Source organism: Pedobacter psychrotolerans (assembly GCF_004340665.1).
Classification (GTDB): domain Bacteria; phylum Bacteroidota; class Bacteroidia; order Sphingobacteriales; family Sphingobacteriaceae; genus Pedobacter; species Pedobacter psychrotolerans.
On sequence record NZ_SLWO01000008.1, the window covers coordinates 160,964 to 179,911 of the forward strand.

Sequence of the window (18,948 nt, forward strand, 5' to 3'; positions counted from 1 at the left end):
ATGATTTTAGATGATTTTATCACCATTACGCCAACTGGTTTATATTGTATTTATGGTGATTTTTATTTAGATCCCCAGCAACCAGTAAAAGAAGCGGTGGTTTCTCATGCACATGGCGATCATGCTATAGGCGGTAGTGAACATGTATATTGTACGGCTGCCACCGAATCTTTCATGAAACACCGTTACCGCAAGTTTGCCGCTGTAGATTTTTATATTAAAGCTTATCACCAATCGTTTAAGATCAAGGAGGTTTCCATCACCTTTTACTCAGCCGGACATATACTAGGTTCTGCACAAGTTTTAATGGAATATCAAGGGGTTAAATATCTCTATACCGGAGATTATAAGATAGAACCTGATGCAACTTGTGAGCCTTTTGAGTTTGTACAGGCAGATGTACTCATTACGGAAAGTACATTTGCTAATCCAGAGACTAAACATCCATCTCCAGTTAAAGAGATCGAGAAATTGAATAATACGAACTCGAATATTATGCTTGGCGCTTATGCCTTAGGTAAAAGCCAAAGGATCATTCAGTTGCTAAATCATCACTGCCCAAGTAAAAATATTATGGTGCATCATAGCATCATGCCTTTTGTGAAAATTTACGAAGATTATGGCATGGAACTGGGTAGATACAAAATGTATGATCGGAAAGTGATGAAGAATAACCAGCAACATCAGGTTTATATCGTGCCACCGATGGTTTTCCACAGTTATCATAAAGCCATTAATGTGGTGAGGGCTTTTGCTTCAGGATGGGAAAATCTGCAACAACAAAATGGCATTTCGCTTTATATCTCTGATCATGCCGATTGGGATGCCATATTGGAAACCATTGAAAATGTACAACCCAAACAAATTTGGACCTTGCATGGAGATGGAAAACAGTTAAAAGAATATTTTAAAGATAGGTTAGAGGTGAAGATATTGAACTAATTAACTGAATTTTACAAGATTTTCTAGATTTGAGAATTTCAGCATAAGTAAAAGTCAATTTTTAATTCATTCAATTATTCACTCATTAATTACTCACTCATTCAAATTTCAATATGCAAGAAGGGGAAGATTTTTATTTTAATGAAGATGGATTGATGGTGTTTACCGAAACCTACCACTTAAAGCGAGGTTATTGCTGTAAAAATAAATGTAAACATTGCCCTTGGGGATATGGTAAAAAGAAGGTGAAGAAATAGTTAATTCACTATTCGAGTTTTCCGTTTCAATTACCTAAAATTTAACATGCTGATAAATGTCCTTTAATTGAATATCAAAGCCAAGGCTATAAAAATTCAGACTTTCATCCATATTACTATATTCTTTCAATTCCCAGTTTTGATGCTCATTAATATGAAAGGCTTCAACTGAAATGGCTGTGGAATCGATCATGATATATTCTTTCAATGACGGAATATCTCTATACAGTTTAAATTTACTACCCCTATCATAATCTTTTGTAGAAGGAGAAAGAATCTCAATGATAACGGTTGGCAGGAGTACCGTATTTTCATCTTCTTCCAGGTGTTTGATTTCATTGCAGTAAATAGATATATCAGGATAGGTGAAAAGTGAGTTTTCAGGGATGTTCATTCTCATATCGCTGCCAAAAGGAATGCACTTTGATCCATATAATTTACGACTAAGAAAACCAAAAGTATTGGAGAATATAAAGTTGTGACTAAGTGCTGCTCCAGACATAGACGTTGCTCCTATAGCCCTAACTTCCCTGTGAAGTGGGAATATCTCTCCCTCAAAATATTCATGCTTTTCCTGTGAAGCATTTTCCATTTCCAGGTATTCCTGAACACTATATTTCCTTTTTTTATATTCTACGGCAGGCTCATTTACAATTTCATCCATACAGTAAGTTAGTCAAAATATGGGTATGATGAAAATAAATTTTGGTTGTCTTCCTGATCAGTGATGCCCGGCAAAGAAACCAATTAGAGCGACACCTATTCCCAATAAAACAGCGATCATTTTACGCAGGTTAATTTTATGATCGGCACTGGATTCGAACAAAATGGTCGTAGAGATATGAAGGAATATTCCAATCACCACACCCATAATTTTATTGAAATAAGCCTCTACACCTCCAATACTGCCATTACTCAAGCCCATACTTACATAAAAGCCTAAAGGAGCCATAATTGCAAAAATGATCAGATATAGAATGATACTTCCTTTTTTGAAATGATTCTGCATCAAAATGCTTCCTAAAGCAAATGCCGCAGGGATATGGTGTAAGGAAATGCCAAAAATTAATTCGTTATGTTGTTCTTTTGCCAAAGGCATTCCTTCTAAAAATGCGTGTAAGCACAAACTAATCATAATGCCGAATGGAAATACCTGCCCATCATGATGCTTGTGGATATGGCCATGTTCCACACCTTCAGAGAATTGTTCCAGAAATACCTGCAGAAGAAAACCCACGAGAATGAATATCCCGATTTCACTTTTATCAGGCCCACTAAAGGCATCGGGTATTAAATGCAATACGGTTATGGCAAATAAATAGGCACCACTAAAAGATAAGATCAGTTTTAGCAACTTTGATTTGTCACTTTTAACCAAAAATATAGCTGTTCCGCCTAAAAAGGCACAGAAGAAAAGCACACAGAGTTTCCAGATTTCCATAGCTTAAAAATCAGGTTGTAATTTTTTAAACATTCTTGAACAGATGAAACCAATTAAGGTTCCTAAAAGTGCGCCTGCAGTAACATCAATAGGGTAATGAACGCCGACATATACTTGTGCAAAACTAATGATAAAGGCCCAGAACAAGCCGAGTGGCAAAATGGGTTTCCATCTACTGTAAAAAACACAAATTAAAAATACAGCAATAGCAAAGTGATTGGTGGCATGTGCCGAAGGAAAGCTTAAACCACTTCCGCAAGGTACACGGTGAATAATCTCATTGGCTATGGTTAAATCATTGCATGGCCGAACCCTTGAAATCCATGGTTTAATCACCCTTGAAGAAATTAGATCAGCAGAGGCAAATGTAAACAGAATCATTCCGATGATATAATATCCCTGTTTTTTGTATTGTTTAATGCAGAAAATCAAAATAAAAACATAAAGTGGCGACCAGAAAAACCGATTGCGCATGAGGGGCATCAGCCAGTCAAAAAAGCCATTGGAGAGCCCCCGGTGGATTTTTAGAAATAAAGCCAGATCAAATTGCTGTATGCTTTCTATCATGCTTTTTTACAGATTAAAATTAACCGGTCTGATGTATTTTGATTGAACGCTTCCAATTCATAGCTGCCGAATGTTTGATGGATAGTCATTCCGGCTTTTAATATCATCCGCTCAAAATCTTCAAAGCTAAAAGCCTGAACACGCTCTTCAAAATTATAGGTCTTCCCTTTATCTTCAAAATTGATTTTTTTGATGATTTTTCCCTCTATCACATTTTTAGAAATATTAAATGCAATTCCATCCAGCGATTTCACTTCGCAGGAATTAAGATTTCTGATGATTTTTTCAGTATTAAAATAATCCAGTACCAAAACCCCATCTGCTTTAAGGCATTTTCTGAAGGTTTTTAAGGCGTCAATATGTTCTTTTTCAGTATCAAAATAACCGAAACTGGTGAAAAGGTTTAAGGCAATATCAAAATAATTGATGTAAAAGAGCTTTCGCATGTCATGCACAAGAAAATGCAATTTATTGTTTTCAAATTGTCGTGCATACTTTATACTTTGCTCAGATAGGTCGATTCCGGTAACATCTAATCCTTTTTTATTGAGGTAAATGGAATGTCTTCCTTTTCCGCAGGCAATATCCAGTGCCTTATAATCAGGTTTTGGATGAAGAAAATGGGTTAGCTGATCAATAAAAAATTCAGCTTCAGCGTCATTTCTTTGTTGATAAAGAATATGATAATATGGCGAATTAAACCAATATTGAAACCATTTGCGCTGCATAAAAAAGCTGTTTGTTATTTTTAAAAAGATGCAAACTTAGATAAAATTGGATTAAACACCGCACATTAATTTATAGCTAAACCCATTAAAGGATATTCTGCATAATCATTTAATTACCAAATTGCTGCAAATATAAGATTTTACAGCTGCTAGGTGAATATAACATTGTTTTTTGCAACAATATTGCAATTATATTTTAATCGGTTAATTTTTTTATCAATCAATAAAAAGAATTTCGCCATAATCTATCAAAAAAATTGATCGTATGCCTACTAAATACATCGTATAAATAGATATAAACTTAATGTAAATTAACTTTTGTAAGGCCTTTAGAATGCCTGCTATCTTGTTTTTTTTCTTATTTTTGATGCTCATCATTAGATACAATAAGTGACTTTAATAAAATCGATTTCAGGAATAAGGGGAACCATAGGTGGACAGGCAGGAAATGGCTTAACACCTATTGATATAGTAAAATTCACAGCTGCTTTTGGAAGCTGGGTAGTTCAAAAAACAGGGATTAAAAGAATCGTATTAGGTCGCGATGCCCGAATTTCGGGTGAAATGGTTAACCATTTGGTAATCGGTACATTACAAGGTTTAGGGATAGAGGTAATTGATTTGGGTTTATCTACCACACCAACGGTTGAAATTGCAGTGCCTGATGAACAAGCTGGCGGTGGTATCATTTTAACCGCAAGTCATAACCCAAAACAATGGAATGCATTAAAATTACTTAATGCAGATGGTGAATTTATTAGCGATGCTGATGGGATAGAAGTTTTAGAACTTGCTGAAAGTGCTGCGTTTGAATTTGCAGAGGTAGATAAATTAGGGAAGGTTATTCAAAATGACACTTACCTGCAAAAACATATTGACAAGGTTTTGGCATTGCCACTGGTAGATGTAGAAGCAATTAAGAAAGCTGATTTTAAAGTTGTAATAGATTGTGTTAATTCAACGGGTGGTATTTTTATTCCAGCCTTGCTGAAAGCATTAGGAGTAAACAGGGTTACAGAACTGTATTGCACACCTGATGGTCATTTCCCTCATAATCCTGAACCACTTCCAGAAAACTTAGCAGAAATTTCTAAGGAAGTTCAAAAGCAAAATGCAGATTTAGGCATTGTGGTAGATCCTGATGTAGACCGTTTGTGTTTTGTAAATGAAGACGGAAGCATGTTTGGAGAAGAGTATACTTTAGTTGCTGTAGCAGATTATGTGTTAAAAAATACACCGGGTAATACAGTTTCCAATCTTTCATCAACCAGGGCCCTCCGTGATGTGACTGAAAAAGCAGGTTCTGAATATCATGCTTCTGCTGTTGGCGAGGTAAACGTGGTGAATAAAATGAAAGAAACCAATGCCATTATTGGTGGTGAAGGCAATGGTGGTATTATTTATCCAGCGTCTCATTACGGCCGAGATGCACTGGTTGGTATTGCTTTATTCTTAACTCATTTAGCTAAATTTGGAAAATCTATTTCCGTATTACGCGGGAGCTATCCTCAATATTATATTTCTAAAAATAAAATTACGCTTACACCAGAAATGGACATCGACCATTTGTTAAAGCAAGTGGAAGAAAAATATAAAAAGCAGCCATATAGCACGATTGATGGTTTGAAAATAGAGTTTGATAAAACATGGGTGCACTTGCGCCGATCTAATACCGAACCCATTATTCGCATTTATAGCGAAGCAGAAAATGAGACGATTGCAGAAAGCCTGGCGAATAAAATTATTTCCGATATCAAGGAAATATTGCATTTGTAACTAGAATTAAGGGCAATAATTAAAGAGTAAAATTAATTCATGAGATCATCCTGAAAGATGAAATCATTTTAAAAGGTGATAATCACAATATGAAAAGGATTTATTTAGATAACGCGGCTACCACGCCATTAGATAAACAAGTAATTGCCGAAATGAGTAACGTGATGGAAAACTATTTTGGTAATCCATCAGCCATTCATGCGCTAGGTCGTGAGGTAAGAACTTTAGTGGAAAAAGCCCGAAAAACTGTCGCTAATCTTTTAGGTGCATCACCTTCTGAAATATTTTTTACTTCAGGCGGCACCGAGGCAGATAATACCGCTATTCGTTGTGGCATTTCTGCTTATGGAATTAAACATGCCATTACCTCTAAAATAGAACATCATGCGGTAGAACATACTTTAAATATGATGCTCAAAAATGGTGAGATAGATAAATTGAGCTTTGTAAATATTGACGAAAAGGGTAATGTTGATTATGTGCACTTAGAGGAGTTGTTGCAAAATAACGAACGCACTTTTGTCTCCTTGATGCATGCAAACAATGAACTGGGTACCCTTACAGACATGATAAAAGTAGGTGATATCTGTGAAAAATATAATGCTATTTACCATGCCGATACCGTTCAAACGATGGGACATTACGTTCATCATGTACGTGAACTGAAAGCGCATTTTATTGTATGTGCCGCACATAAACTTCATGGACCTAAAGGTGTCGGTTTCTTATACGTTAACAGCAACATTAAAATTCCTCCGATGATTTATGGTGGCGCACAAGAGCGTAATATGCGTGGCGGAACTGAAAATGTTTACGGTATTGTAGGTTTGGCGAAGGCTTTGGAAATTGCTTATGCGGAAATGGAAGCGCATCAGAATCATATTCAAGGTTTGAAAGATTATATGAAGGCTCAATTGATTGCGGAAATTCCAGGAATTGGTTTTAACGGAGAAACCGATGCAGATAAAAGCCTTTATACGGTACTAAATGTTTCTTTTCCTGAAATGGATATGGGAGATATGTTGCTGTTTAATTTGGATATTAATGGGATTTGTGCTTCTGGCGGTAGTGCCTGTTCATCGGGCTCTAACATTGGTTCACACGTGTTGAATGGTATTAACGCTGATCCAAATCGTCCTTCTGTACGTTTTTCTTTCAGTAAATATACTACAAAAGAAGAATTGGATTATGTGATAGAGAAAGTTAAAATGGTGGTGAAGCAAAATGCTTTAGCCTAAAATATCATTAACCAAATAGGAACAGTCTCGGAGTAATTCGGGACTTTTTTTATTTGTTCTTTTTTCTTGTATTAGGTAAGTCACCAGTGGTGAAGATTGCTATTAAAACAATATTATTTCTAATGTGTTCCTATAATACATCAATTTAAAAACCACTATGGAAAATAATAAAGAAAAAGGAAAAATCATTGAGAATGATTTACTTGATAAAACAGCCGAAGATATTAAGGAAAACAGGAATTTAGATGACAACAAATCGTCTAAAGTTGCAACGAATTTATTCGACAAAGATAAAGGGCGCAAAAATAATTCATTTGGTCCGGGCCATGAGCCGGGAACTACTCCAGGTTCAGGAATTTAACCATTAATTTTTTCAAAAAATTATTAAATTTAAGCCACAGCAAAAATGTTGTGGCTTTTCTATACCGTTCAAAATGGAAAGAAGAAATTTTATCAAAAGTTCTGCATTGGCCATGGCCTTGCTTTCAGTTTACAAAGCAGATGTTTTTGCACAACAAAAATCATTAAGCTACAATTTCAAAACACTTAGAAATAATGTAGGTATTTTTACGGAGCAAGGTGGAACAATCGGCTGGTTAAATTCTTCTAACGGATTTGTGGTGGTTGATGCGCAATTTCCTGCTTCGGCTCCACATGTAATTGAGGAGTTAAAAAAACTTGGCGAAAAGCCATTTAAATACTTAATTAACACTCATCACCACGGTGATCATACCGCTGGTAACATCGCTTTCAAAGGTTTAGCAGAGAAAGTAGTGGCCCATCAAAATTCGCTGGTTAATCAAAAGAGAGCGGCAGAGAAGGCCAATAATTTAGATCAGCAATTGCTACCTGACACGACCTTTGGAACAGGTTGGAAAGCACCAGTTGGTGATGAAAAGATCAGTGCCTATTATTATGGCTCAGCACATACCAATGGCGATGCCATTTATCATTTCGAAAACGCCAATATTGTTCATGTTGGAGATTTAGTTTCTAATCGGAAATTTCCATATATTGATAGAGAAAATGGGGCACACATCGGCAATTGGATTACTGCGCTGGATAAAATCCATCAACAATTTGATAAGGATACGATGTTCATTTTTGGTCATAGCCGCGAACCTGAAAAGGTAACAGGCAATAAAGCTGATGTAAAAGCCTTTCAAACTTATCTTCAAAATCTGCTCGCATTTGTTGGCGGTGAAATTAAGGCTGGAAAGACAAAAGATGATATTTTAAAAGCGACGACTATTCCAAACGCACCGGAATGGCAAGGTGAGGGCATTCAGAGAAGTTTAATAGCCGCTTATGATGAGTTAAAAGGCGCTTAAAGTCTGGCTACAGATCAGTAAGTTGATTTAAAAATAATCTGCTAATCAGCGGCTACATCTATCCAAATTTTTTTCCAATTTATAAACGTTCCATATTTAAAATAAATCTAAACAGCGCAGCTAAATTAACATCAACTCCACCCATATCTTCTATATTTGCAATACACCAAATCCAATATCAGATATGGATGATTTTTTAGCTGCCCGCTCCCAAATGGCCTTATCATTAGGCTTTCACATTATTTTTTCCTGCATTGGTATGGTAATGCCATTTTTTATGGCTGTATCACACTATAAATGGTTAAAAACGAATGATGAGGTTTACAAAAATCTAACGAAGGCCTGGAGTAAAGGCGTTGCAATTTTTTTCGCTACTGGTGCAGTGTCTGGTACCATGTTATCATTTGAATTGGGTTTATTATGGCCTAAATTTATGGAACATGCAGGACCAATTTTCGGAATGCCCTTTTCGCTGGAGGGAACAGCTTTTTTTATCGAAGCAATAGCTTTAGGATTTTTTCTCTACGGATGGGACAAATTAAATAAATGGTTTCATTGGTTTACCGGAATGGTAGTAGGGGTGAGTGGTTTAGCCTCTGGAATTCTGGTTGTGGCTGCAAATGCCTGGATGAATAGTCCGGCAGGCTTTGATTTTGTAAATGGTCAATATCTCAATGTTGATCCTATACAGGCGATGTTTAATAAAGCTTGGTTCTCTCAAGCTTTGCATATGTGTTTAGCTGCATTCACGGCCACCGGATTTGCTGTGGCGGGTGTTCATGCTTTAATGATTTTAAGAAATCAAAATAAGGAATTTCATTTACAGGCATTTAAAATTGCTGCAGTATTTGCTTGTATCGGCGCATTGTTACAGCCATTAAGTGGTGATATCTCTGCTAAAGATGTGGCAAAACGACAACCTGCTAAGCTCGCCGCTATGGAAGCACTGTATCAAACGGAAAAGCCAGCACCACTGCTTATTGGCGGAATTGTAAATGAAAAGGAGAGAACCGTAAAAGGAGCAATTAAAATTCCCGGAGCCTTAAGCTTTTTGGCACATGGCGATTTTAAGGCCGAAGTAAAGGGTTTAGATCAAATTCCTAAAGATCAGCAACCACCGGTTGCAATAACCCATTATGCCTTCCAGATGATGGTTGGAATAGGAACCTTGTTGGCACTGATTTCACTGGTTTATTTTATTCATTTGCTTAGGAAGAAATCTTTGTTAGAGAAACGTTGGCTGCTTAAATTATTTGTGCTTGCCATTCCTTTAGGTTACGTAGCGCTGGAGGCAGGCTGGGTAGTTACTGAAGTTGGACGTCAGCCATGGATTATTTATGGCATTATGCGCACCAAAGATGCAGTTACGCCAATGCCGGGAATTGCTTATTCATTTTACATTTTTTCAGCGATTTATTTATCCCTGAGTATTATTGTAGCCTTTTTACTCTACCGGCAAATTAAAATGGTTCCCGTTTTATACAACAATTCAACATCCGAAACCTCTAATCATTAATTATGGAATATGTTGTAATTACCTTTTTATGTTTGGGCATATTGCTATACTTTTTACTAGGCGGAGCAGATTTTGGTGCCGGCATTATTGAACTCTTTACATCAACTAAAAACCGGAGTCGTACCCGTAAAACCATGTATCAGGCAATAGGTCCGGTATGGGAAGCCAACCATATGTGGCTGATTATAGCAATTGTGATTCTATTTGTTGGCTTTCCGCATATTTATACCACCATGTCTGTTTACCTTCACATTCCATTACTCATTATGCTTATTGGGATTATTGCCCGTGGAACAGCCTTTGTTTTTCGACATTATGACGCCATAAAGGATGATATGCAATGGCTTTACAATCGGATTTTTAGGTATTCCAGCTTCGTTACACCGCTTTTCCTGGGTATTATTGCCGGAAGTGTAATTTCGGGACACATCGATACTAATGCAAAAGATTTTCAATCTGCTTACATCTATAGTTGGTTAAACTGGTTTTCCATTTCGGTAGGTCTTTTTACGGTAGCACTCTGTGGATTTTTGGCTGCTATTTACCTGATTGGTGAAACTGAAGATGCTCATGATAAACGCCGTTTTATCAAAAAAGCCGAATATATGAATATCGCGGCGGTAGTATTTGGTGCCATGGTTTTCATCGCTGCACAACTGGATAAAATTCCTTTAGTTGATTGGGTTTTTAAAAATCCAGTGGGCTTAACAGCGATTATTCTGGCCAGTTTATCATTGATTTTATTATGGTATTTTTTAATTAAGGGTAAAACACAAATTCTACGTGTTCTGGCAGGATTTCAGGTAACGATGATCCTGGTCGCCATCAGTTACGCACACTTTCCCAATTTTATTCGTTTAAAAAATGGAGATGCCATTTCACTCTTCGAAACGATCGGTCCGCAGAAAACCATTTACAGTTTAGGTTTGGCTTTGCTATTGGGAAGTATTCTGATTTTACCTTTCTTAGGATATTTGTTTTATAAGTTTAAAAAGAAAGAGGAATAGGTGCAAGTCTAAAGTTGTTAGTCAATAATCAGGCACACGAAAACGATAATAGCAAAATTCAAAAAAGCATTTATCTAAATCTAATTGTGGCATTTCGCTACGAGTCAACGCATTTAGCGATTGCATTAAGATTGCTTCGGCGGCTGAAGGAGCCTTCTCGCAAAGACGAAAATGGATTGGACAGAAAAATTGCAAGCGGGCAACTTTGCTTCTTTGGTTGGCCAAAGAAGAGCACCCGTCCGGCCAGGACGAGAATAAAATCGAAATTGTAGCAAACCCTGGATGTAAGGTCTTTCGATTAATTGAAGGCTCAGCCTTTCATCGCTTGCAGATGCTTCGTACCTCAGCATGACAGCATATTCAAAAAGTAATGCTTAAAAAAGTATTTTCATCTTGCCAAGTTATGATTGAAAGAACTTGTTACGGAATATCCTGCCAATCGCAAAAAAAAGGAGCATCTGTTTAGAAATGCTCCTTTTGAAATATGTTTATCATTATTTACAAACCACCTTTTCTGGTTGCTTTTCTTTGTTCAGGCCAGGTAGCAGGTTTTCCGGTGCGTTCATTAACAGGCAAATCTGTGGCTTTTTCTGTTGATGTTTTTTCAGGATCCTCGCAAGCCATATAAACCATGATTGCCGCTAAAATTACATTGCTTCGAATTTCATCAAAAACCAATTTATCATAACTATCGCGGTTGGTGTGCCAGGTATATGTTCCATAATCCCAACTGGTAGAACTTAAAGAATAACCTAAAGCACCAGCAGCTACGAAAGATGCAAAGTCAGACCCACCTGCACCAGGCATGCCAGGGAAACTGGTTTTGATTTGATTTTTAATTGTGTCTGGTACTGCATTTAGCCAACGGGTAATATAATCTTTAGATTTTGCAAAACCTTGACCGCCGATATTTACTACCCGACCTGTTCCATTATCCTGATTAAATAAGGCTTGTAGGTTACTAACAATTTCCGGATGATCTTCAACAAAAGCCCTCGATCCATTTAATCCCTGTTCTTCACTTCCCCAATGACCCACCAAAATAGTGCGTTTTGGATTAGGATAAAACTTTTTCAAAATGCGCATGGCTTCCATCATCATGATGGTTCCAGAACCATTATCTGTTGCGCCACTTGCACCATCCCAAGAATCGAAGTGTGCCGATAACATTACATATTCTTTGGGTTTCTGCTTTCCTTTGATTTCTGCAATCGTATTAAAGGTTGGTACAACACCTAATTTTTTAGATTCTGATTCTATTTTGAGCATTGGTTTATTGCCATTTAAAGCCAAACGATAAACCAAACCATAATCTTCAACAGATAAATCCAAAGTAGGAACTTTAGTGGTATTGGCGCCAAATATTTTATCTACTCCAAAACCTTGTGACCAATTGTTAATCACTATTGCAACTGCACCAGCGTTTTCTAATGCCACAGGAAGTGTTTTAGCATTGTAACCTGTTTTAGACATACTTGCCGTCCATGATTTCAATGCCTCGGTTTTTTCTTTTTTGAATTTTTCAAATAGATCTTTCGTTGCAAATTCTTCCCAGTTTTTTTCTGGTCGGCCAGACAGTTGATTGAATGAAATTAATACAATTTTACCTTTAACGCTTGGTAACCATTTCTGGAAAGCAACAGAATCAGTAGTGGCAGGAAGAATAATCGCTTCTGCATGAATTGGTTGTCCATTTGTAGATGGACTCCAGGCCAATTGAGTTCCTTCCAATGTTCTTAACCGTGGGCTTACTAAATCAATATGCGTAATGCCACGTTCCCAGCCGGCCCATTCGCCCCATTTTTCATTCTTTGCAGAGATTCCCCAATCACTGTATTTTTTTACTGCCCAGTCGTTGGCTTGCTTCATTTGCGGAGATCCGACTAAACGTGGTCCAACGACATCCAAAAGTTCGTGAGCGAGTTTTTCTAGTTGTGAGTTTTCATTTACTTCTTTTACGATGTTGTCAATTACTTTTTTGTCTTGTGCAAAAGCAAAAACAGAGGTAAATAGGAGTAAAGTTGGTAAGAGTAGTTTTTTATTCATAATAGGGTTAGTTAATGATGTGCTAATTTAATGAATAAGCACCATGGAAATGGATGTTAATGGAAATGTTGCAGATAGCACATAATAAACCTATAGGTCTTAAAGACCTTATAGGTTTTATATAGAAACAAAAAGCAGGACTGAATTAACCGAAGTTATTCAAGCCCTGCTTTTCCCATTATATTTTAATTGTTAATTAGTCGATTTGCACAAATGAACAAATGACTATTGAACTACTGAACCAATTTAATTATTCATCATTTTAATAAAAGCGCTTATTTTAGCTTTCATTGCTCTTCTATCTACGATAAAATCAAGAAATCCATGTTCCAGAACAAATTCTGAAGTTTGGAAACCTTTTGGTAAATCTTTTTTAATGGTTTCTTTAATCACCCTTGGACCAGCAAAGCCTATTAAAGCGCCTGGTTCTGCGATATTAATATCACCAAGCATCGCATAGGATGCCGTTACACCACCAGTAGTTGGATCTGTCAGTAAAGAGATATATGGAATTTTTGCCTGACTTAATAAAGCTAGTTTTGCTGATGTTTTAGCCATTTGCATTAATGAAAACGCAGCTTCCATCATTCGTGCACCACCAGACTTTGAAATCATCAGAAATGGTACTTTATGTTTAATAGAATAATCAATTGAGCGGGCAATTTTTTCACCTACTACTGATCCCATAGAACCGCCTATGAATGCAAAATCCATACACGCTATTACTAACTCTTGTCCATCAATTTTACCAACACCTGCTCGAATAGCATCCTTAAGACCTGTTTTTGCCTGACTTTCTACAATTCTTTCTGTATAAGGTTTATTGTCGTTAAAGTTTAAAGGATCGCCAGATGTTAAATTGGCTAAAAGTTCTTTAAAATCATTATTGTCAAATAATACTTCGAAATATTCTTTGGAACCTACTCTCAAATGGTAATTACAGTAATGACAAACGTATTTGTTTTCTTGTAATTCAGTTTGATGTAGTGGTTTTTTACAATTTGGACACTTATTCCACACGCCATCAGGTGCCTCTTTCTTCTCTTCTGTTGTGGTAATGATACCTTTATTTTCTCTTTTAAACCAAGCCATATAATTTTTTAAAGAATTGGATTGCAAAGAAACGAAAAATATAATAAAGTCAGACCTTATTGAAACTAAAAATAGTCTTTGCTACATTGGTTAACAGTCAATTGTCAATAACCGATAAAATTATTGATTCATCGAAAACGTGACTTGGCTTAATGTTGGTAATGCATTGTAGATAGAAGTGTGTGTTTCTTACACTAAGGATAATGTGTTTTTTACACCAAAGAGGCCTTATTTGGTTGTGGAGCAAATAATTCTGTTGTTACAAAAGCTTGTAATGTTATTTTTTTTTATAACTTCGGACTTAATAAAATTAACAAGAGATGAGTTTAAAAGGCTACAAAGGCGTAATTTACGGAGATGCCGTTCAAGAATTGTTTGAGCAGGCTAAAAAACATCAGTTTGCTTTACCAGCAGTAAACGTAACCGGTACAAATACGGTTAATGCGGTATTGGAAACTGCTAAGGCAGTAAATTCGCCTGTTATGATTCAATTGTCTAATGGTGGTGCGCAATTTTACGCAGGTAAATCTTTAGATAATGAGAAATTACAGGCATGTATTTTAGGTGCAGTATCTGCAGCTAAACATGTACATTTATTGGCAGAACATTATGGTGTTGCCGTGGTTTTACATACTGACCACGCCGCTAAAAAATTGTTGCCTTGGATTGACGGCCTTTTAGATCATGGCGAAAAATTCTTCGCTGAAACAGGTAAACCTTTATTTTCTTCACATATGTTAGACCTTTCTGAAGAATCGATCGAAGAAAACATGGAAATTTCTGCGAAATACCTAGAACGCATGTCTAAAATGAACATGACGATCGAAATTGAATTAGGTGTTACAGGTGGTGAAGAAGATGGTGTTGATAACAGTGATGTTGATAGTTCAAAATTATATACTCAGCCAAGTGAAGTTGCTTATGCTTACGAAGAATTAAGCAAAGTATCGCCACGTTTTACAGTTGCGGCAGCGTTTGGCAACGTTCATGGTGTATATAAACCAGGTAACGTGAAATTACAACCAGTTATTTTGAAGAATTCTCAGGATTATGTGAAAGAGAAATTTGCATTAACTGCTGAGAAACCAATTAACTTTGTATTCCATGGTGGTTCTGGTTCTTCTCAGGAAGAAATCAGAGAAGCAATTTCTTATGGTGCTATTAAAATGAATATTGATACCGATATGCAATGGGCATTTTGGGAAGGTATTTTAGAATATTACAAAAAGAATGAAGCTTTTCTTCAAGGTCAGATTGGTAATCCAGATGGCGATGATAAACCAAATAAAAAATATTATGATCCACGCGTTTGGTTACGTAAAGGTGAGGAAACATTTGTAAAGCGTTTAACTACTGCATTTGAAGATTTAAATTGCATTAACGCAAATGATAAATTATAGGTCTGTTAAATTTTAACATTTCTATAACAAGAAAGCGCCATTGGTTTAAAAACTGATGGCGCTTTTGTTTGTTTTTATAATTACATTTAAGCAAACATTACCTGATGAAAAAATCTAAAAACGATAAAAAGGAGAATAACTTTTTTGAGAAGTTTGCCAATGCTGCTACCAAATTTACAGGCAGTTCAATTGCTTTTATTGCAGCTACTGCAATTGTCATTTTATGGGCATTAACAGGACCGGTTTTTCATTATTCTGAAACCTGGCAGTTGGTCATCAATACCGGAACAACCATTATCACATTTTTGATGGTATTTCTTATTCAGAAAGCACAGAATAAAGATGGAAAAGCTATACAATTAAAATTAAATGAATTGATAGCTGCCCAGCAGGGAGCAAGTAACCGTATGGTTGATATTGAAGATTTAAGTGAGCGGGAACTTGATCAGCTACACAAATTTTACGTTACGATTGCTGCACTTGCCAAAAAAGAGGCCGATATTCACTGCTCGCACTCTATCGATGTTGCTGAGGCATTGAATGAGGCAAAATTAGATACGAATAAACACTTTAAACAACATAAATAATGAGTTTGCAAGTTCAAAAAGTTATTCATCCTGAAGATCTGGATAAAGTATTTGCTATACGTAAAATCGTTTTCGTAGATGAACAAAATTGCCCGCCAGAACTGGAGTGGGAGCATGAAGAAGAATCCACACATTTTTTAGCCACAAACAATGGTCAGCCATGTGGTGCCTGCCGCTGGAGAAAAACTGATGCAGGTTATAAATTAGAGCGTTTTGCCGTGCTCAAAGATTTTAGAGGGCAAGGAGTAGGACGGGCGTTAATTGCCGAAGCTTTATCTGATTTACCAGAAGATGCCCATTATATTTACTTAAACTCGCAGCTTGATGCCATGAGTTTATATGCCAAATTCGGTTTTATCGCGGAAGGGGAACAGTTTGAAGAAGCTGGTATTCAGCATTTTAAAATGGTGAAGAAGGTTTAAGATTAGAAGATAAATCGTCTTTGCGAGGCACGAAGCAATCTTAATGCGATCGCTATCATATAAGTTTATTTCCCCACCCACAGTTGTAGGATTGCTTCGTGCCTCGCAATGACGTGAAGGCTGAAAATCACCTAAATATCTTCCCGGATAAAACCATTGCCTCATTCCATTTAGCCATATTAAGGTTTAAATTTTCACCTTTTGAATTTAAAAAATTGATTACATCTTCCGTCGCAATATTTCCAGTAAGGTCGTCAGCAGCCATTGGGCAACCTCCAAAACCTTTTAAGGCAGAATCAATTCGTTTTACACCTGAATTATAAGCAGCTTCAATTTTTTCAAACCTTTCAGCAGGAGTGGAGTGCAAATGAATACCAATTTCTGAATGGCTAAATTTAGATAGGAGCTTTGGTAGAATTTCGTTTATTTTTTCAAGAGTTGAAATACCCACAGTATCAGCCAGTGACAAAATTTCTACGCCTTTATCAACTAGCACATCTGCCCATTTTTCTACAATTTCGTAGTTCCATTCATCACCATAAGGATTGCCAAAACCCATTGATAAATATACTACAGCTGTTTTGTTATGCTTTGCACATAGAGATAGCATTTCTTCGACGGTTGCTAACGACTGTTCGATGCTGGAATTGGTATTTCGTTGCTGGAAGGTTTCTGAGATAGAAAATGGAAAACCGAGATAGCTGATCGCTTCATGATTTACAGCGAGTTTTACCCCCTTCAAATTAGCAATAATAGCTAACAGTTTAGTATTGGTTGTACTCAAGTCTAATTTACCTAAAACTTCGGCTGTATCTGCCAACTGTGGGATAGCCCTTGGCGATACAAAACTTCCAAAATCAAGCGTATCAAAACCGACCTGTAGCAGTAAATTCAAATATTCTGCTTTAAGATCTGTTGGAATAAAATTATGTAAGCCCTGCATGGCATCACGGGGGCACTCCACTATTTTAAATTTATGCTCACTCATGGTGCTATTGATTGTTTAACCGCAAAATGCATAATGTTTATTACAAAGAAAAAAGTAAAGCAAACATTTTCCGGTACTAAAAGTTTGCACTAATGACTAATGACTAATGACTAATGACTAATCTGATCTTTCACCTGAGGTGCCTCCGTTCTGTAATCTACGCTTCGATCTTTAGCAAAAGTTCTGATAATTAACCTGGTACCTCTATCATAACTAAAATAACTCCATAGCCAATTCACAAAAACGATAATTTTATTTCTAAACCCTACCAGTGTCATTAAATGGACAAACATCCAGGTGAACCATGCAAAGACACCTTGGAAACGTATTTTTCCTATGTCTACAACAGCCTTGTTTCTACCCACGGTAGCCATCGAACCCTTATCGAAATACTTAAATTTTTCAAGGGGTTTGTTTTCAATTAAGTTAATTAGGTTTTTTGCTAAATGATGACCCTGTTGTATTGCAACTGGTGCCACGCCCGGATGTCCGTTTGGGGTCTCCTCATCAATAATTGAAGCCACATCGCCAATAGCATAGATATTGTGATAACCTACAATCAGGTTTTGAGTATCCGTTTTTAATCTGCCTCCACGCACCACTTCTGCCAGATCCAAGCCTGGAATCACTTGGCCTTTAACACCTGCACTCCAGATTACCGTGGAACTTAAAATTGGTGCTTTATCTTGTAGCGTAAGCTTAAATCCATCATAGCCTAGTACCCGGGTTTCATTCATCACCCGAACGCCCATCTCAGTTAAGAACTCTTTTGATTTAACCTGGGCCTGAGGAGACATTGGTCCCAATAATTCAGGCGAATTTTCAACTAAATAAATATTAACCTGATTTAAATCCATTTCTGGATAATCATTTGGAATAACATGTTTTTTAAGCTCTGCAATCGCACCGGAAGTTTCAACGCCTGTTGGACCACCACCAACTACCACAAAGTTTAATAAGGCGCTTTTTTGATCAATATCAGTTTCTATTAAAGATTTTTCGAAATTCTGCAAAATTAAACTTCTTAAATCCAGTGCCTCTGGAATGGATTTCATGGGCATTGAATTTTGTTCAATTTCTGTATTGCCAAAAAAATTACTGGTTGAACCAGTAGCAATAACCAGATGATCATAACTAATATCACCGATATCCGTTATCACAGAATTTTTTGCAGCATTGATTTCTGTAACCTTTGCCACTCTGAAGATCAGGTTTTTTTGACCTTTAAATATTTTTCGAAGTGGGAAGGCAATGGAATCAGCTTCGAGCCCGCCAGTAGCTACTTGATAGAGTAGGGGCTGAAAGGTATGGTAATTATGTTTATCGAGCATCACCACCTGAAATGGTTTATTTTTTAAACGCTTAGCCAGTTCAATTCCACCAAATCCACCACCAATAATAACTACTCTTGGGTATTCACTTTTAGGAAGTTGTAAATCCATTTTCTATCCTTTTATTGTTTTGCTAATCTAACAAAAAGATAGTTAAAAGGTTTAAATATCGCGGTTTTAACGGTTTTGTTTAAATGAATATTAAACCTGATAGGTTATGAAAACCTATCATGTTTGATACAAAAAAAAAGCGTCCCGATTGCTCAGAACGCTTAAGTA

At 36.6% G+C, this 18,948-nt stretch carries 19 protein-coding genes; 11 read left to right on the forward strand and 8 right to left on the reverse strand.

Annotated features, from left to right (window positions below; translation table 11 throughout):
• Entirely contained in the window at positions 1–942 is a 942-nt protein-coding gene (locus EV200_RS18980) for an exonuclease (RefSeq protein WP_132535525.1), read from the forward strand.
• A 113-nt stretch (positions 943–1,055) separates the two neighbouring features.
• Positions 1,056–1,199, forward strand: a complete 144-nt coding sequence (locus EV200_RS21820) for a DUF5522 domain-containing protein (RefSeq protein ID WP_165877977.1) — start codon at positions 1,056–1,058, stop codon at positions 1,197–1,199.
• A 34-nt stretch (positions 1,200–1,233) separates the two neighbouring features.
• Here EV200_RS21820 and EV200_RS18985 read toward each other — a convergent pair whose 3' ends face one another.
• Genes EV200_RS18985 through EV200_RS19000 form a run of 4 tightly spaced genes read right to left on the reverse strand, consistent with a single transcriptional unit; the run spans position 1,234 to position 3,935 of the window.
• Positions 1,234–1,863, reverse strand: coding sequence for a Uma2 family endonuclease (locus EV200_RS18985; RefSeq protein WP_132535527.1), 630 nt, complete (start codon positions 1,861–1,863; stop codon positions 1,234–1,236).
• A gap of 57 nt (positions 1,864–1,920) precedes the next feature.
• Positions 1,921–2,640, reverse strand: coding sequence for a ZIP family metal transporter (locus tag EV200_RS18990; protein ID WP_029288149.1), 720 nt, complete (start codon positions 2,638–2,640; stop codon positions 1,921–1,923).
• Positions 2,641–2,643: 3 nt separating this feature from the next.
• On the reverse strand, positions 2,644–3,207 hold the full coding sequence (locus tag EV200_RS18995) for a phosphatase PAP2 family protein (RefSeq protein ID WP_132535529.1): 564 nt from the start codon (positions 3,205–3,207) through the stop codon (positions 2,644–2,646).
• Positions 3,204–3,935, reverse strand: coding sequence for an SAM-dependent methyltransferase (locus EV200_RS19000; protein WP_132535531.1), 732 nt, complete (start codon positions 3,933–3,935; stop codon positions 3,204–3,206). The genes EV200_RS18995 and EV200_RS19000 overlap by 4 nt, the downstream gene beginning before the upstream one ends.
• 390 nt (positions 3,936–4,325) lie before the next feature.
• Between EV200_RS19000 and glmM the strand changes: the two genes are divergently transcribed.
• The 6 genes from glmM to EV200_RS19030 all read left to right on the forward strand — a co-directional run bounded on the left by glmM (position 4,326) and on the right by EV200_RS19030 (position 10,803).
• Positions 4,326–5,711, forward strand: coding sequence for a phosphoglucosamine mutase (glmM, locus tag EV200_RS19005; RefSeq protein WP_132535533.1), 1,386 nt, complete (start codon positions 4,326–4,328; stop codon positions 5,709–5,711).
• Positions 5,712–5,800: 89 nt separating this feature from the next.
• Positions 5,801–6,949, forward strand: a complete 1,149-nt coding sequence (locus EV200_RS19010) for a cysteine desulfurase family protein (RefSeq protein ID WP_132535535.1) — start codon at positions 5,801–5,803, stop codon at positions 6,947–6,949.
• 157 nt (positions 6,950–7,106) lie between these two features.
• Positions 7,107–7,310, forward strand: a complete 204-nt coding sequence (locus EV200_RS19015) for a hypothetical protein (RefSeq protein WP_029288137.1) — start codon at positions 7,107–7,109, stop codon at positions 7,308–7,310.
• Between the two features lie 73 nt (positions 7,311–7,383).
• Positions 7,384–8,280, forward strand: a complete 897-nt coding sequence (locus tag EV200_RS19020; RefSeq protein WP_132535537.1) for an MBL fold metallo-hydrolase — start codon at positions 7,384–7,386, stop codon at positions 8,278–8,280.
• Positions 8,281–8,464: 184 nt separating this feature from the next.
• Positions 8,465–9,796, forward strand: a complete 1,332-nt coding sequence (locus EV200_RS19025; RefSeq protein ID WP_132535539.1) for a cytochrome ubiquinol oxidase subunit I — start codon at positions 8,465–8,467, stop codon at positions 9,794–9,796.
• 2 nt (positions 9,797–9,798) lie between these two features.
• Positions 9,799–10,803 carry a cytochrome d ubiquinol oxidase subunit II gene (locus tag EV200_RS19030; RefSeq protein WP_132535541.1) on the forward strand — a complete coding sequence of 335 codons (1,005 nt, stop codon included), beginning with the start codon at positions 9,799–9,801 and terminating at the stop codon, positions 10,801–10,803.
• Between the two features lie 498 nt (positions 10,804–11,301).
• On the opposite strand, the gene EV200_RS19035 is transcribed toward EV200_RS19030, so the two are convergent.
• Both EV200_RS19035 and accD read right to left on the reverse strand, forming a co-directional pair.
• Positions 11,302–12,849 (reverse strand): M20/M25/M40 family metallo-hydrolase, encoded by a 1,548-nt coding sequence (locus EV200_RS19035; RefSeq protein ID WP_132535543.1) that lies wholly within the window; start codon positions 12,847–12,849, stop codon positions 11,302–11,304.
• A gap of 246 nt (positions 12,850–13,095) precedes the next feature.
• Positions 13,096–13,941: an acetyl-CoA carboxylase, carboxyltransferase subunit beta gene (gene accD / locus EV200_RS19040; protein ID WP_132535545.1), complete on the reverse strand. Its 846-nt coding sequence runs from the start codon at positions 13,939–13,941 to the stop codon at positions 13,096–13,098.
• A gap of 320 nt (positions 13,942–14,261) precedes the next feature.
• On the opposite strand from accD, the gene fbaA reads away from it, so the two are divergent.
• The 3 genes from fbaA to EV200_RS19055 all read left to right on the forward strand — a co-directional run bounded on the left by fbaA (position 14,262) and on the right by EV200_RS19055 (position 16,350).
• Positions 14,262–15,341, forward strand: a complete 1,080-nt coding sequence (fbaA, locus tag EV200_RS19045) for a class II fructose-bisphosphate aldolase (RefSeq protein WP_132535547.1) — start codon at positions 14,262–14,264, stop codon at positions 15,339–15,341.
• A gap of 104 nt (positions 15,342–15,445) precedes the next feature.
• A complete protein-coding gene (locus EV200_RS19050; protein WP_132535549.1) occupies positions 15,446–15,928 on the forward strand; it encodes a low affinity iron permease family protein in 483 nt (160 codons plus the stop codon).
• Complete coding sequence (locus tag EV200_RS19055; protein ID WP_132535551.1) at positions 15,928–16,350, forward strand: GNAT family N-acetyltransferase; 423 nt, start codon at positions 15,928–15,930, stop codon at positions 16,348–16,350. The genes EV200_RS19050 and EV200_RS19055 overlap by 1 nt, the downstream gene beginning before the upstream one ends.
• A gap of 127 nt (positions 16,351–16,477) precedes the next feature.
• On the opposite strand, the gene EV200_RS19060 is transcribed toward EV200_RS19055, so the two are convergent.
• Positions 16,478–17,338, reverse strand: coding sequence for a hydroxymethylglutaryl-CoA lyase (locus tag EV200_RS19060; RefSeq protein ID WP_132535553.1), 861 nt, complete (start codon positions 17,336–17,338; stop codon positions 16,478–16,480).
• A gap of 110 nt (positions 17,339–17,448) precedes the next feature.
• On the reverse strand, positions 17,449–18,780 hold the full coding sequence (locus tag EV200_RS19065) for an NAD(P)/FAD-dependent oxidoreductase (protein ID WP_132535556.1): 1,332 nt from the start codon (positions 18,778–18,780) through the stop codon (positions 17,449–17,451).
• Between the last annotated feature and the right edge of the window lie 168 nt (positions 18,781–18,948).

Bases quoted from the DNA above. Each gene is read 5' to 3' on its own strand.
- EV200_RS18980 (WP_132535525.1), top strand. From the start codon at position 1: ATGATTTTAGATGATTTTATCACCATTACGCCAACTGGTTTATATTGT.
- EV200_RS21820 (WP_165877977.1), top strand. From the start codon at position 1,056: ATGCAAGAAGGGGAAGATTTTTATTTTAATGAAGATGGATTGATGGTG.
- EV200_RS18985 (WP_132535527.1), bottom strand. From the start codon at position 1,863: ATGGATGAAATTGTAAATGAGCCTGCCGTAGAATATAAAAAAAGGAAA.
- EV200_RS18990 (WP_029288149.1), bottom strand. From the start codon at position 2,640: ATGGAAATCTGGAAACTCTGTGTGCTTTTCTTCTGTGCCTTTTTAGGC.
- EV200_RS18995 (WP_132535529.1), bottom strand. From the start codon at position 3,207: ATGATAGAAAGCATACAGCAATTTGATCTGGCTTTATTTCTAAAAATC.
- EV200_RS19000 (WP_132535531.1), bottom strand. From the start codon at position 3,935: ATGCAGCGCAAATGGTTTCAATATTGGTTTAATTCGCCATATTATCAT.
- EV200_RS19010 (WP_132535535.1), top strand. From the start codon at position 5,801: ATGAAAAGGATTTATTTAGATAACGCGGCTACCACGCCATTAGATAAA.
- EV200_RS19015 (WP_029288137.1), top strand. From the start codon at position 7,107: ATGGAAAATAATAAAGAAAAAGGAAAAATCATTGAGAATGATTTACTT.
- EV200_RS19020 (WP_132535537.1), top strand. From the start codon at position 7,384: ATGGAAAGAAGAAATTTTATCAAAAGTTCTGCATTGGCCATGGCCTTG.
- EV200_RS19025 (WP_132535539.1), top strand. From the start codon at position 8,465: ATGGATGATTTTTTAGCTGCCCGCTCCCAAATGGCCTTATCATTAGGC.
- EV200_RS19030 (WP_132535541.1), top strand. From the start codon at position 9,799: ATGGAATATGTTGTAATTACCTTTTTATGTTTGGGCATATTGCTATAC.
- EV200_RS19035 (WP_132535543.1), bottom strand. From the start codon at position 12,849: ATGAATAAAAAACTACTCTTACCAACTTTACTCCTATTTACCTCTGTT.
- accD (WP_132535545.1), bottom strand. From the start codon at position 13,941: ATGGCTTGGTTTAAAAGAGAAAATAAAGGTATCATTACCACAACAGAA.
- fbaA (WP_132535547.1), top strand. From the start codon at position 14,262: ATGAGTTTAAAAGGCTACAAAGGCGTAATTTACGGAGATGCCGTTCAA.
- EV200_RS19050 (WP_132535549.1), top strand. From the start codon at position 15,446: ATGAAAAAATCTAAAAACGATAAAAAGGAGAATAACTTTTTTGAGAAG.
- EV200_RS19055 (WP_132535551.1), top strand. From the start codon at position 15,928: ATGAGTTTGCAAGTTCAAAAAGTTATTCATCCTGAAGATCTGGATAAA.
- EV200_RS19060 (WP_132535553.1), bottom strand. From the start codon at position 17,338: ATGAGTGAGCATAAATTTAAAATAGTGGAGTGCCCCCGTGATGCCATG.
- EV200_RS19065 (WP_132535556.1), bottom strand. From the start codon at position 18,780: ATGGATTTACAACTTCCTAAAAGTGAATACCCAAGAGTAGTTATTATT.